The sequence below is a fragment of the Neobacillus cucumis genome (genome assembly GCF_023715505.1).
Genome location: NZ_JAMBOH010000018.1, coordinates 88,595 through 102,771, shown reverse-complemented (window position 1 = coordinate 102,771; position 14,177 = coordinate 88,595). Strand labels below are relative to the sequence as shown.

Here is a 14,177-nt window from a genome sequence, read left to right as displayed (position 1 = left end):
GGTAACTTTATTTTATCAGAAGTGGTCCTTATTTTTATTTAAAAAAAATCAAAGCCGGTGAAATTTTACTTATCGTAAAATTCCACCGGCTTTTTCATCTTAGAGGTGGGTTTTGTCCCAGCCTCTTCAATCATTTTATAGGAGTCTTAAAGAACATCAAACCATACAGGTGTATCATTGTCAGGATCACCATTGTAATTAATCATGATTTCTTCGCCTTCTTTAATATCAGTATGAGCATAAAAGTCAATCGTTTTCTGAGCTAAGTTGAGCTTATATAATGCATTTGGTGAATAGGAATGGTTAAATAGGGAACCATAGCCTAATGCCAGTGCACATTCCTCTAAATTTTCGCCCCACCAAAATACATATTCTACAAATATCGTCTTCTTTAAATTTCTGTATTCGTCGCTGGGAGAAATAATAACTGGGGCCTCATGAATCAATTCGCCCTTGCATATATTTCTAGTTGCAAAGATTCCTCTGCCATATTTACACTCTTTTACTTCAAACAATTTCACTCACCGTCCATTTTTCTGATGTGACCAGACTTTGTATTACTCTATGCATGGCGGGGGCATTTTGACTAGGTCTCTTCCTTGTGAAAAAACAGACACCATTGTAGTGGTTTATCATAAAATAACTCAAAATTGTGTTCTGAGGGTGGGAGTAATCAAGGTGCCTATACAAATGATTGATACGAAAAGTGAGCATAATGAAAACGAATACGAACAAAAAATTTTACAATTGGAAAAAGAGGTTGCCCTAGGGCTCTGGATTCAAGTGATCGGACAATTTATTGAGTTAAAAGGATTATCCGGATTATTCCATTTAGAAGAAGACGCCAATCGATTGGGTGAACAGCAAATATTATCTGGTGCTTGGCTTCGGACAATCGGCCAGCTATTAGAAGCTTTATCTGTACAAAGCCAACTTGGTGAAACCGATAAAATCAAACTGATCCAAGAACAAAAAATGGCCATTACAGGTGATTTCCTTGTGTCGGTTGGTTCTGCGTATGAAGTAATCGGAGGCCTTCGTGTGCTTGAAGAGGAGACTGGCCAACCACCGAGGATTGTTCCGTAGGCAACCAGTTAGCAGCAGTTGATCATGGCACAGAAGTATAGATTGCTTAACCAAGAACATCCTAACAATAAGAAAATGGGATGTAGGAGGTATTGCTATTGATAACCTTAGATGATATTATCCTTGCTCGTGAAAAAATGAAGGGAATTGTCCACACAACTCCACTTGATTTTTCACAAACCTTTAGCAGTATTTCAGCTAATAATAAGGTCTATCTAAAGTTGGAAAACCTGCAGAAAACAGGTTCTTTTAAAGTAAGAGGATCCTATAATAAAATGATTTCTTTAACGGAGGCGGAATTGCAAAAAGGGGTTGTGGCTGCCTCCGCCGGCAATCACGCCCAAGGTGTCGCCTATTCTAGTCAAATGCTAGGAGCTCCCTGTACGATTGTTATGCCGAAGGGAGCGCCGCTAAGTAAGGTGTCTGCGACCAGACAGTATGGAGCAGAGGTTGTGCTGCAGGGACACACGTTTGATGATGCCCTTGCGTACGCTTTGGAATTAAAGGATCAGATGGGGGCAACTTTTGTCCATGCCTTTGATGATGACTCGGTTATTGCTGGACAGGGGACGGTTGGTTTAGAAATATTAGAGCAACTTCCAGGTGTAGAAGCAATTATGGTTCCAGTCGGGGGAGGCGGACTCATTGGCGGCATCGCTTTGGCTGTTAAGGAGAAAAATCCTCATGTTCGTGTTTATGGAGTTCAAGCGATGGCTTGCCCGAGTATGAGACAATCGTTAGTTGAACATGAGCCTGTAAGGGTGGAGTCTACGCCTACGATGGCAGATGGAATTGCAGTTAAGAAACCGGGGTTACATAATTTCGCATTGGTTGAAAAGTATGTAGATGATATTATTTGTGTGGATGAAATGGAAATTGCCAGAACTATGTTGCTTCTGTTAGAACGAAATAAGCTGCTGGTGGAAGGGTCAGGGGCTGTATCGTTAGCTTCACTTTTATATCAGAAGGTGAATTTTAAAGAGAAGAATGTGGTTGCCGTTATCAGCGGTGGGAATGTGGATGTGAATTTTATCTCGCGGATTATTGAACGTGGTATGGTGGAGTCGGGACGGTATGCTAATTTTTCTATGATTGTAAAAGACAAGCCAGGTGAAATGCAAAGGGTGTTGAGCTCGATCGCTGAGTTAGATGCCAATATTCAATCCGTTCATCTTGATCATGTTGGCAAGGATATTTATCCTGGCTATGCCCAGTTAGAGCTCGCGTTAGAAACGAAAAATCAGGACCATATTGAGGAAATTAGGGGAGTTTTAAAAAACAATGGATATGTGGTTAAGGATTCTGACTAGGCAAGTTCGATATTCTGGTGGTTAAGCTCGAATTAGAGGGGGAGCTTCTTTTGCAGGAGATCGTGTCCGAATGGGATCGGATTCAGACAAGACAACTCGATTTCCGGTGGCTCGCGTCCGAATGAGCCCGGCATTCGGACAATCGTAACCGAATTTCACCTGATTCTGTCAGAATCACCTTCGCATTTACTTTGTATCAAGTAAAACCAAAATCGTGATGTTATTGTCTTTTTCATCACAGAAAGCAATCATCTATTTTCTTAAGAAAGTAATCTTTTTGCAAGATAACCTCTTTTATTATGAAAGCAGGTGTCTATTTTGGGAATTGTAGCCGCTTCAATGTTCTCAGATTTTAAAAATGAAATCTATCATTTATCTCTGCCGATAGAGGATAAAGAAATTCTCAATAAAAAGTTTTTGCTCGACAAGGACAACGAGAAAAAATTAGAGATCTATTACACACCTTTTGATTATATCAATGACCAAGCCAGAGTGGTAATCGTCGGCATTACACCAGGATTGCACCAAATGAAAAAGGCCTATTCAACCGTAGTAGAATGCAAGGACCGCGGTTGGAAGGATGAAGAAATTCTTCATGAAGTAAAAAAGAAGGCCAGTTTTGAAGGAACGATGCGCAAAAATCTGGTCGCGATGCTGGATGAACTAGGACTCGCTGGACATTTAGGTATCCCCTCTACGATAGACCTATTTGAATCATCGAGTCACTTAGTATATAATACCTCACTGCTTCCTTATGCCGTCTTTTTTGATCAAAAGAACTTTAATGGTTCCAGACCTGATATCATAAAAACAGAACTTTTACTGTCATATGTACGGAAGTACTTTGTTACTGATATTACTCGACTAAATAAACCCCTAATCATTCCATTAGGTGTTAATATAAGCAGGGTTATAAGATACTTTATGGAGCAGCATTTGATTGAGAGCGAGTATGTTCTCGGCGGATTCCCACATCCATCAGGAGGAAATGGCCATCGACATCGGCAATTTCGAGAGAATAAAGATGAAATGAAACAGCAGCTGGATGAATTTTTTAAAGGTAGATTTTCAAACGAAAAAGTCGTTCGATCTCAAAAATTTTTACAATCAAGTAATGACCGAAGTGTATAAAGCATTCCGGTCTTTTTTGTATAAAAAAGAGTAAAGGGATTTTTTAGCTTAGGCTGGTTGAATGAAACCCACAAACATGTTAAGTTTAAAATAATTAATTCGTTTGATAAACTAACAAAAAACATCCAACCTAAAAAAATCACAAATTATCCTAAAAAAACAACATTTAAAAACATTCATAAGGTCCGTAAAATGAAAGACAAGAAAACGTTTTCAAGTTGGAGGAAGGCTTATGAATGTAATTAAGAAGATAGGTCTAGCGATCGATGGAATTTTTGAAAAATTCACTTTACTGTCGTTAGTTGCCCTTATCTTGGTCGTAACCACCCAGGTTATGACACGGAAATTATTTAATTTTGTTTTCTTTTGGTCAGAGGAAATTACGCTTTTGCTGCTCGCTTGGTTTGCCTTTATGGCCATGGCAATTGGATTTCGCGAGTATATCCACATGGGAATCGATTCGTTTACCAATCTATTTCCAAAGAAATTTAATAAGATTCTCGATAAGATTATCAGTGCATCCACTTTTGCCTTTGGTTTATATCTAGTCATTCAGGGCTGGGACTTTACCATATTGATGCTGGATTCTACCCTGCCGGCAACAAAGCTGCCAAGCAGTATAACCTACGCTGTCATGCCGGTTACAGGAGTGATGATTTGTGTCTATTCTCTTCTCCAATTCTTTAACATTAATACCAATCGTCATAAAGACATAGAGGAGGGATTGTAACTTGGACACAAATACAATTGGCATCATTATCTTACTTTCAAGTTTTGTTCTTTTAATCTTATTTCGATTTCCGATTGCCCTGACACTTATTGCTTCATCCTTACTAACCGTTATTTACCTAAAGATACCTCTTCCTGTTGTAGGGCAGCAAATGATCCAAGGGATGAACTCTTTTTCATTGCTAGCGATTCCTTTCTTTATCCTGACAGGACAAATTATGAGTGAAGGTGGATTGGCTACAAGGATTGTGAATTTTGCCAGTTTAATGGTTGGTAGAATCCGTGGGGGACTAGCGATGGTCAACAGTGTGGCCGCCTTGTTCTTTGGAAATATTTCCGGTTCTGCTGTCGCCGATGTATCTTCCGTTGGTTCTGTAATGATTCCAATGATGAAAAAGAAGGGTTATGAAGCAGACTATGCAGTTGGTGTTACCATCGCTTCTGCTATTCAAGGGGTAGTCGTTCCGCCGAGTCATAATCTCGTTTTATACTCCTTAGCAGCAGGCGGCGTTTCGATTGCTAGTTTATTCATGGCAGGGATTGTTCCTGGCTTTATCATGTTAATTTCCTTGATGATTACAGGTTATATTATTGCCAGGAAACGAGGCTATCAAAAAGCAGACCCTGTTCCTAGGGCTGAAATTGGCGGTATTCTCCTGCACGGCTTATTATCACTAAGCCCTGCGGTTATTATCTTAGGGGGGATCTTGACTGGATGGTTTACCGCAACAGAGTCTGGTGCTCTTGCTTGTTTATATTCTTTTATTCTAGCGTTTGTCGTTTATCGCGAAGCAAAATTAGCGAATCTATGGAAAATCTTAACCCGGACGATGCGAACAGTATCGATGGTCTTTTTCTTAATTGCGGCTTCCGCTTCATTTGGCTGGATCTTAGCCTATTTAAAGGTTCCTGCGATGGTAACGGATTTATTCTTAAGTATTTCGGATAATCCAATTATTATTCTGCTAATTATTAATATTCTGTTGCTGCTGCTTGGGGCACCAATGGACATGGCACCCATGATTTTAATTATGACGCCTATCCTGCTTCCGGTGGTCACGAATTTTGGAATGGATCCAGTACACTTTGGTATTGTCCTCATTTTAAATGCAGGGATTGGTTTATTGACACCACCGGTAGGAACCGTGCTGTTTGTCGGCTGTGCGATCGGTAAGGTCTCGATCCAGCAGGGTACAAAAGCGATGATGCCATTTTTCTATGCGTTACTTGTTGTTCTGTTAATTATTACCTATATTCCTGAGGTTGTGTTGTGGCTGCCACATTTGTTAGTCAAGTAACCGAAGGAAAGGTAACAATAAATTTTTAAAAAATATCAAGGGGGTTATTAGATGAAGAAAAGAAAGATTACTGGGGTTTTAGCAGCAACTTTATTAATGGGGACCATCCTCGCAGCTTGTGGAAAAGAAGAAGCTTCAAGCACAAAAAACGGAGGGGCTAAGCAAGAGGAGCCAAAATACACCTTCCGTTTGGCAGACAATCAGCCGCCTGATTATCCAACAGTTGTTGGTGACAAAAAGTTTGCTGAATTAGTAGAGGAAAGAACGAATGGCCGTATTAAAATTGAGGTTTTTCCATCTGCACAATTAGGGGATGAGAAATCCGTGCTAGAACAAGTTCAGCTTGGCGCGATTGAATTCACTAGAATCAACTCCAGTCCGCTTGCTGAGTTTAATGATCAGTTTACCGCACTTGGACTTCCATATGTATTTGAAAGTGAAGAGCATCTATGGAATTTCCTTAACGGTGAGATGGGGACCAAATTGTTAGATGGATTAGAGAAGTCCAAAATGAAAGGGCTTGCTTACTACGATTCCGGTTCACGCAGCTTTTACTCTACTAAACCATTAAAAAGTGTGAAGGACTTAAAAGGGCAAAAGATTCGTGTTCAACAAAGTAAAATTAATATTGATTTCATGGAAGCTTTAGGTGCCAGTGCAACGCCGATGCCATATGGAGAGGTTTTCAGTGCTCTGCAAACAGGAATTATTGATGGTGCTGAAAATAATCTACCAAGCTTTGACTCTTCTAATCATTATCAAGAAGCAAAGAACATTGTTTTAGACAATCACCAGCGTATTCCGGAAGTATTGCTAATTAGTAAGACTGCATGGGATAAGCTTTCTGAAAAGGATCAAAAATTGATAAAACAAGCAGCGCTTGATTCTGTGAAAACTCAAAGAGAAGAGTGGGATAAATGGGAAGAGCGTTCAACTAAGAAGCTTAAAGATGCGGGTGTAGTCTTTACAGAGGTCAATGATATTCAACCATGGAAAGATGCCGTTAAATCGATGGTAGATTCCTATTCAAAAGATTATAAAGAGGTCATGGATGCGATTGAAAAAGCTCGTCCATAAACTATAGCAGCACGCAGAAAACCTAGTTGGTAAATATTTCCTTTGCCAGCTGGGTCTTTTCTGTTTAAAAAATATTACCGGTGAGGAATGAAAACGAATGAGGAAAATGGCAGAATTTATTAAACGGTTTATTCTTTTAAAAAATCAATCCTTAATGATTAAACTCTGCGTATTTTCTAGTTTTCTCGTTATTTTTCCTGTCCTTTCAGTAGGAATTTTCTCGTATAAACGTTCATCTGCAGAGCTTGAGAATGAACTTCGACAATCAAGCAGACAAGTCATCGATCAAGTACAAACACATATTGAATATTATTTACAGGATTTTGAAATCACCAGTCTCAAAATCATTAATTCCCCAGAATTATCCAGTCTATTAAAATCAACAAAATCCGATCATAAACAAAGTATGATTGATGGTACCCGAAATACCTTAAAAGCAGCAGAGTATTCAAGGGCAGATATCAGTAATATCACGATCCTATTAGATAACGAACAAGTCATTGATACCCTTGGGGCAAGAAATTTTTATCCCGCCACTAAAATCAAAGAGGAGTATTGGTATCGGTTAGTGCCATTAAACGGGATGAGTATGTTAGTAACGAGAAAATTGACATTAGCAAATAATGAGCAGCCTGTTATTTCACTTGTCAGGCGTCTCTATAATCCACGAACACTTCTGCCTGTCGGAATGCTCATCATTGATATTAATTTTAGACGAATTGAAGAAATCTCAAATAAGGTAACGATTAGCAAAAACGGCTATTTCTTTATCTTGGATGCAAATGGGCATTACATCTACCATCCTGATTATACGAAGCTTGGAAAAAAAGTAGAATACAAGCAGCTTGTTACCTTAAAAACAGACGGAAGCCACACGGAAATATTAGATAATCAGCGAAAAGATTTTGTTACGTTTACTTTTTCGCAAAACCTTGGCTGGCGGTTTCTAACAGCTGTTCCATACCGGGATTTAACCGGCGGGATTATCCAGATTGGGAAAACCATTTCTACTACGATTATAATTTCGTTAATTTTGGCTTATCTAATCGGTTTCGGCTTCGCGACTAGCATTATACGGCCGATTCGCAGGTTGCAGCATTTTATGAAGGAAGTAGAGACGGGCCATCTTGAAGGCAGGGTCCGTGTGGTTTCAAATGATGAAATCGGTCAATTAACGGCAGGTTTTAATAATACAGTTGAAAAACTAGCTAATTTACTTGAAGAGGTATACGTATCTAAATTAAGAGAAGCTGAAATGTCGCTTAAGCAAAAAGAAGTAGAATTAAAAATGCTTCAATCACAAATGAATCCTCATTTCCTCTATAATTCACTCGAGACGATTAGGGGAATGGCGTTGGAGGAAAATCAAGAAAATATTGCCGTTATGTCCTATTCGCTTGGAAAATTGCTCCGCTATAATTTAAATAATCAATCTTCCACGGTCAGTCTGCGTGAGGAACTGAATTTTTGCGAAATGTACCTTAAGATTCAAAAGTTTCGCTTTGAGGACCGTTTTGATTATCAATTTGATGTTCCCGAATGGGCAATGGAACTTAAGGCCATTAAGTTTTCCCTACAGCCATTGGTTGAAAATTGCTTTGTACACGGTCACGATGCCGGAGTTAATAAAATTAAAATTGTAATTTCTGTTTACCGTTATTCTGAATCATCATATGTGATCAGTATTTGCGATAATGGGAAGGGAATAGAGGCAAGAAATTTAGAAGAAATCAGGAAACGAATAAACTTATTAACACCGGCCAAAGATGGGAAGAATATAGGAATTTTAAATGTGCACCAAAGGATTCATTATTTGTTTGGTTCGGAGTATGGTATCACAGTTAGAAGTAAATTTGGTTCCGGGACAAAGGTATTGATCCATTTACCGTTTTTGGACCAGCATATGGAGGGGGAGAAACCATGAAGAAAACGATCTTGTTGGTTGATGACGAGAGATGGGTTCGTACAGCCCTTAAATGGACCATAAATAACTTGAATCTTCCGTTGCAAGTCATACAAGAATGTGAAAATGGCTTGGAGGCACTCGATTGGGTAAAGCAAAATAATGTGGATCTCATCATATCAGATATCCGAATGCCCATCATGGATGGACTTACATTTGTTAAAGAGTTGAGCCAATTGAAAAAGAAGCAGGATGTGGTTGTGATCAGTGTGCATGACGAGTTTCAATTTGTCCAGCAGGCTCTGAGAACAGGAGTGACCGATTATCTGCTCAAACCAGTCGAAGAAACGGAACTAAAAGCATGCCTAGAAAAGTGGCTGGAAAAATTAGCTAAGGACTTGGATATCCAAACGGTAGATGAAAGTCTTCCTTCTTCAACGATCGAAAGAGTATTACAGTATTTAGAAAAAACACCTTTAGACCAAATCACACTAAAAGATGCAGCCGAAAGTGTACATATGAATCCTAGTTATCTTAGTCAATTGTTCAAGCAGCAATTAAATAAAAAATTCGTTGATTATCTAACAGAGCTGAGGATTGAGGAAAGCAAACGGTTATTATTAAATACAACTTTACGAATGTCAGAAATTGCCGAGAGAGTGGGCTACGCTGATTTAGCGTATTTTAGTAACAATTTTAAAAGAATTACAGGCTGTTCACCATCGGAATTCCGGAAATCAGCGATTTGAAAATATAGTCATTGAAGCTAGAGCTGCCAAGATAGGCAGCTTATCTTTTTAGAGCTAGGCGGTTATTGATTAAGTTGATAGATTTCTCGGGCCATCGACTCAAGAATATAAACAACTGGCACTTGTGTGGTAATATTCGCTTCTTCGATGAATTCTTCGGTTACATAGTAAGAAATATTGAGGTCAGAAATTTTTGCCACGGTTGAGAGTTTATTGTTGGTAATACTAATAATTTTACTTCCTTCTTGTTTCAGTTGATGGAGATGTGTGATGGTAAAATTAGTTTCTCCTGAGACTGACAGTGCAATGATGACACTGTTCGTCCTGAGCTTGGAGTGTATTGGAAAGTGGGGGTCTTTTATATTCATTGAAAATTTACCTAAACTTGAGAAGTAACGTGCCCCATATTCCGCCAGAATCCCTGAGCTTCCGATCCCAATAAAAATTACATTTTCCGCATGAGTAACTAGATTTGCAGCATTCTTGATTTTTTCCTCTAATTCCCCTTTTAATGTCCGTTCAAAAAATTCAACTAACGAATGTTGGGGACTTTTTATAATTGTTTTTTTCTTCTCTTCTAAATGTATTTTCAGTTTTACTTTAAATTCAGAAAAACCCTCGCAATTTACTTTTCGACAAAAACGTAAAATGGTGGCAGTTGAGACATGGGTTTCATCTGCAAGTTCACGAATTCGCATGTAGGCCACTTTATCACTGTTTTGAATGATGTAGTTGTATAAAGAAGTTTCTAATACATTGAAAGACGCAATTATCTCATTTGAAAACATTTAAGCTGTTACCCCTTTTTTAAAAAGATCGTAATTCATTTTAACATAATAATTCGGCTGTCACACAGTGTTACATCTTTGTCACTAGTGACTTACAGTGGGATTTAGAACTAGATCACGTTAACTTATTTACTATTTTGAAAAATATCGTTACGATTCCTAATGAAGAAAAAGATTAAATGCAGACATCTTAACAAATATTAACTACTATGGAAAAATATTAAGGGGGTAACTATATGGTGAATTATCAATTCCCAAAAGGTTTTTTATGGGGAGGAGCAACAGCAGCCAACCAAATGGAAGGCGGATATAAAGAAGGAAATAAAGGATTAAATATTGCCGACGTCCTTCCAGGAGGAAAAGAGAGATATAACATTCTATTAAATCCAGGGTTTGATTTTGAAATCCACCCTGAAAAATACAGCTATCCAAATCACGAAGCGATTGATTTTTATCATCGCTATAAAGAAGATATTGCTTTGTTTGCAGAAATGGGCTTCAAGGCATTTCGGATGTCGATTGCCTGGACACGAATTTTCCCAAATGGTGATGAATTAGAGGCAAATGAAGAAGGTTTAGCCTTCTATGACCGGGTGTTTGATGAATTGCACAAGTATGGGATTGAGCCTGTTGTCACCATCTCACACTATGAAATGCCTCTTCACCTTGTAAAGGAATATGGCGGCTGGAGAAACCGCCAAGTGGTGACTTTCTTTGAAAGATATGCAAAAGCTATTTTCAATCGTTATAAAAATAAAGTGAAGTACTGGATGACTTTTAATGAAATCAATAGCGGCTTGGTGATGCCCATTCAAGGTCTTGGTTTCTCAATTCAAAAAGAAGAAGATAAATTCCAGCCAACCTTCCAGGCGTACCATCATCAATTTCTTGCTAGTGCGATTGCCGTTAAAGCGTGCCATGAGATCATTCCAAATTCGCAAATCGGCTGTATGATTCTCTATGCCCCTGTCTATGCTTTTGATTGTAATCCGGAAAACGTACTATATTCCCTTCAGGAAGAACAGCTGTTCAATTACTTTTGTGGAGATGTCCAGGTGCGCGGGGAGTATCCAGCTTTCATGAAGCGCTATTTTAAGGAGCATCAAATTGAACTAGAGATTCAAGAGGGCGACTTAGATATAATAAAGGAAGGTAAGGTTGATTATATCGGCTTTAGTTATTACATGTCGAGGACAGAAAAAAAAGTGAAGACAGATGAAGAAGCTTCACAAGGAAATATTATTGGTGGAGTGAAAAATCCATTCCTAAAAGCAAGTGACTGGGGCTGGGAAATCGACCCTGTAGGGTTACGGATTTCTCTAAATAAACTTTTTGACCGTTACCAAATTCCACTTTTTATTGTAGAAAATGGTTTAGGGGCATATGACAAGGTAGAAGAAGACGGTTCGATTCATGATGACTACCGAATTGATTATCTACGTGAACATGTCAAGGCAATGGGTGAAGCCATTGAAGATGGTGTTGAGCTGATGGGCTATACAACCTGGGGATGTATCGATATGGTGAGCATGTCTTCAGGCGAGTTCTCCAAACGTTATGGTTTCATTTACGTGGACAAACATGATGATGGGAGCGGGACATTGGAACGCAAAAAGAAAAAGTCTTTCTACTGGTATAAAGACATCATTGCGACGAACGGTGAAAAACTATAATAAATTATTAAGGACTACTTCGGTAGTCCTTTTTTCATTATAAAATGAGAACTGGCTAGCTCCAGCGACTAGTGTACTTCAGCCATCTCCCTACAATAAGTCCACATCGAATCGCTATCGCTCTTCGTGTTTCCATTATCTCAGTCGATGGGTTCCAGTCCTGTCGTGCGCTAAACGGGCGTTTCCGCTTTTCTATAAAAAACACAAATTCTCCTAAAAAAATTCTCTACTAAATATGGAATGAAAGATTATAAAATGAATAGGAAATGGAAGCGTTTTCTTACTTGATGGGGGTGAATGTAGGTTATTTAGGTCTATTTGTTGGAAAATTTTATCAGGAAAAAGGGGGAGGAAGAGATTTGAAACGATTCTCAAAAAAGACAGTATCTTTAACACTAGCCGCCTTGATGTTATCATCGACAGTCATTCCTTATGCAAGTGCGGAGCAGGGAAAATCAAATGGTAATAAACAAAATGCACCTGAGATTACAGCGACGGCCAAAAACATCCTAGTACAGGGTGAGAAGAAATTCAAAGACCTAAATAATAATGGCAGGCTCGATCCATATGAAAACTGGCAGCTTCCAACCGACGTACGTGTAAAGGATCTTGTCAAAAAGATGACACTTGAGGAAAAAGCGGGGATGATGCTGATTACAGAGTTTCCGAAATTTACGGATAACAAGTTAGTCTTGCCAAATAAATTAATTGATCAAAATACACGTTACTACATTTTTCGGCAGACCCCAACTGCCGATGTTATCGCTGATTATAATAATCAGCTGCAAGAAGCAGCAGAGGGATCAAGATTAGGAATTCCAATTGTCATCACATCAAATCCACGAAATCATGCATCAACAGATTATACCAATAGCAGTGAAGGGGCAGGCTTGCATTCCTTTTGGCCAGGTCCATTAGGGCTTGCGGCAACCCGTGATACAAGTAAAGTCAAGGATTTTGCAGAAACCGCGGCGAAGGAATGGAGAGCGGAGGGGATTCGCAAGGTATATGGATATACAGCAGATATTGCGACCGATCCACTTTGGGCAAGAATTGAAGATACGTTTGGCGAGCAGCCTGCACTTGCTTCAGGCATGATTTATAACGTCATCAAAGGTTTCCAAGGGGATGAACTTGGAAAAGACAGTGTCGCGATTACCGTTAAGCATTTCCCGGGAGGCGGTGCACGAGACAATGGCTTAGATCCACATTTTCCAGAAGGCAAATTCAATCCATATCCAACTGCAGGAAGTTTATTAAAATATCATATTCCAAGCTTTAGAGCGGCTATTACGGCTGGTGTGTCTTCGGTTATGCCTTATTATGCTTATCCAAGCAATACAAGTGCTGACCAAGGGTTACCATGGTTTAGTCCTACGCAGCAATTTGAGGAAGTGGGCTTTGCTTTAAACAAAGCGATTATTACCGATCTTCTCCGCGGCCAGCTTGGTTTCAAGGGTTATGTAAACTCTGATACAGGCGCAGTTGGCAATAATGCCTGGGGTGCAGAAGGGTTAACGCCGGAACAAAAATTTGCAAAAGCTATTAATGCTGGGACAAATATTATCTCTGGCGCATCCGATCCAGCTCCTATCATTGATGCGGTAAAACATGGCCTACTTAAAGAAGAAAAAGTAGATCAATCTGTTTCATTTTTACTGTCAGAGATGATGAAATTGGGCCTTTTTGAAAACCCATACGTAGATAGGCAGCATGCCCTAGATGTCGTTAATAATCCTGAATCAAAGAAAAAGGCGGAAGCAGCACACAGGAAGTCCCTTGTTCTTATGCGTAACGATAAAATTAATGGTGAGAATGTCCTTCCATTAAGTGATGGGAAAATAAACAATGTTAAGCTATATGTTGAAATGTTCCCAGGTGGAAATGATGCGGCGGCGACGAAGAAATTAAGAGAAACGATTCAAAAATATGACCCATCGATCACAGTAACAGATAATCTCGCTGAAGCCACACATGCATTTGTATGGGTCCGGCCTGTTCAATCGAACTGGGACAATAACCCGCGGATTTCAGTAGGTCCTGAAACAGGTATCACAAATGTGGATCGGATTATTGAAATTCAGAAAACTGTACCGACCATTACGGCGATTAATTTCACGAACCCATGGTTAATAGACCAAATAGAACCGAATTCAGCCGCTGTGGTTGCGACGTTTGGAACGAAGGCAGAGGCAATTGTTGATGTCATTCGCGGCAAATTCAATCCGACTGGAAAACTTCCATTCACGATTCCAGCTAATAAAGCAGCTGTAGACAAAGAAGTTGGAGATATTCCTGGATATGAAGAAGTTTCCTCATATGTTTATAAAAATAAGAGTGGGGACAAGTATGAATTTGATTTTGGATTGAATTACAAATAATTAGTTTAAAAAAGAGTGACCCATAACAGTGTATGGTGTCACTCTTTTGATT

Annotated in this window: 12 protein-coding genes; 10 read left to right on the top strand and 2 right to left on the bottom strand. The window is 39.2% G+C overall.

Annotated features, from left to right (window positions below):
• Positions 1-146: 146 nt before the first annotated feature.
• Positions 147-521, bottom strand: coding sequence for an SET domain-containing protein (locus tag M3226_RS21815; protein WP_308211977.1), 375 nt, complete (start codon positions 519-521; stop codon positions 147-149).
• A 157-nt stretch (positions 522-678) separates the two neighbouring features.
• Here M3226_RS21815 and M3226_RS21810 point away from each other — a divergent pair, with 157 nt between their 5' ends.
• From M3226_RS21810 to M3226_RS21775, 8 genes are all read left to right on the top strand, one after another.
• The gene (locus M3226_RS21810) at positions 679-1,086 is read left to right on the top strand and encodes a hypothetical protein (protein ID WP_251570594.1); all 408 of its coding nucleotides are present in this window, start codon (positions 679-681) and stop codon (positions 1,084-1,086) included.
• Between the two features lie 98 nt (positions 1,087-1,184).
• Positions 1,185-2,396, top strand: coding sequence for a threonine ammonia-lyase (ilvA, locus tag M3226_RS21805; protein ID WP_251570592.1), 1,212 nt, complete (start codon positions 1,185-1,187; stop codon positions 2,394-2,396).
• Positions 2,397-2,714: 318 nt separating this feature from the next.
• The gene (locus M3226_RS21800; protein ID WP_251570590.1) at positions 2,715-3,527 is read left to right on the top strand and encodes a uracil-DNA glycosylase family protein; all 813 of its coding nucleotides are present in this window, start codon (positions 2,715-2,717) and stop codon (positions 3,525-3,527) included.
• 232 nt (positions 3,528-3,759) lie between these two features.
• Complete coding sequence (locus M3226_RS21795) at positions 3,760-4,257, top strand: TRAP transporter small permease (protein WP_251570588.1); 498 nt, start codon at positions 3,760-3,762, stop codon at positions 4,255-4,257.
• Between the two features lies 1 nt (position 4,258).
• A complete protein-coding gene (locus M3226_RS21790) occupies positions 4,259-5,554 on the top strand; it encodes a TRAP transporter large permease (RefSeq protein ID WP_251570586.1) in 1,296 nt (431 codons plus the stop codon).
• A 51-nt stretch (positions 5,555-5,605) separates the two neighbouring features.
• Entirely contained in the window at positions 5,606-6,631 is a 1,026-nt protein-coding gene (locus tag M3226_RS21785) for a TRAP transporter substrate-binding protein (RefSeq protein ID WP_251570584.1), read from the top strand.
• Between the two features lie 97 nt (positions 6,632-6,728).
• Positions 6,729-8,555 carry a sensor histidine kinase gene (locus M3226_RS21780; RefSeq protein WP_251570582.1) on the top strand — a complete coding sequence of 609 codons (1,827 nt, stop codon included), beginning with the start codon at positions 6,729-6,731 and terminating at the stop codon, positions 8,553-8,555.
• Positions 8,552-9,283, top strand: a complete 732-nt coding sequence (locus M3226_RS21775; protein WP_251570580.1) for a response regulator transcription factor — start codon at positions 8,552-8,554, stop codon at positions 9,281-9,283. The genes M3226_RS21780 and M3226_RS21775 overlap by 4 nt, the downstream gene beginning before the upstream one ends.
• Positions 9,284-9,345: 62 nt before the next feature.
• On the opposite strand, the gene M3226_RS21770 is transcribed toward M3226_RS21775, so the two are convergent.
• Positions 9,346-10,071 carry a MurR/RpiR family transcriptional regulator gene (locus M3226_RS21770; protein WP_251570578.1) on the bottom strand — a complete coding sequence of 242 codons (726 nt, stop codon included), beginning with the start codon at positions 10,069-10,071 and terminating at the stop codon, positions 9,346-9,348.
• A gap of 236 nt (positions 10,072-10,307) precedes the next feature.
• On the opposite strand from M3226_RS21770, the gene M3226_RS21765 reads away from it, so the two are divergent.
• On the top strand, positions 10,308-11,744 hold the full coding sequence (locus M3226_RS21765) for a glycoside hydrolase family 1 protein (RefSeq protein ID WP_251570576.1): 1,437 nt from the start codon (positions 10,308-10,310) through the stop codon (positions 11,742-11,744).
• 359 nt (positions 11,745-12,103) lie between these two features.
• Positions 12,104-14,125 (top strand): glycoside hydrolase family 3 protein, encoded by a 2,022-nt coding sequence (locus tag M3226_RS21760; RefSeq protein ID WP_251570574.1) that lies wholly within the window; start codon positions 12,104-12,106, stop codon positions 14,123-14,125.
• Positions 14,126-14,177: the final 52 nt, after the last annotated feature.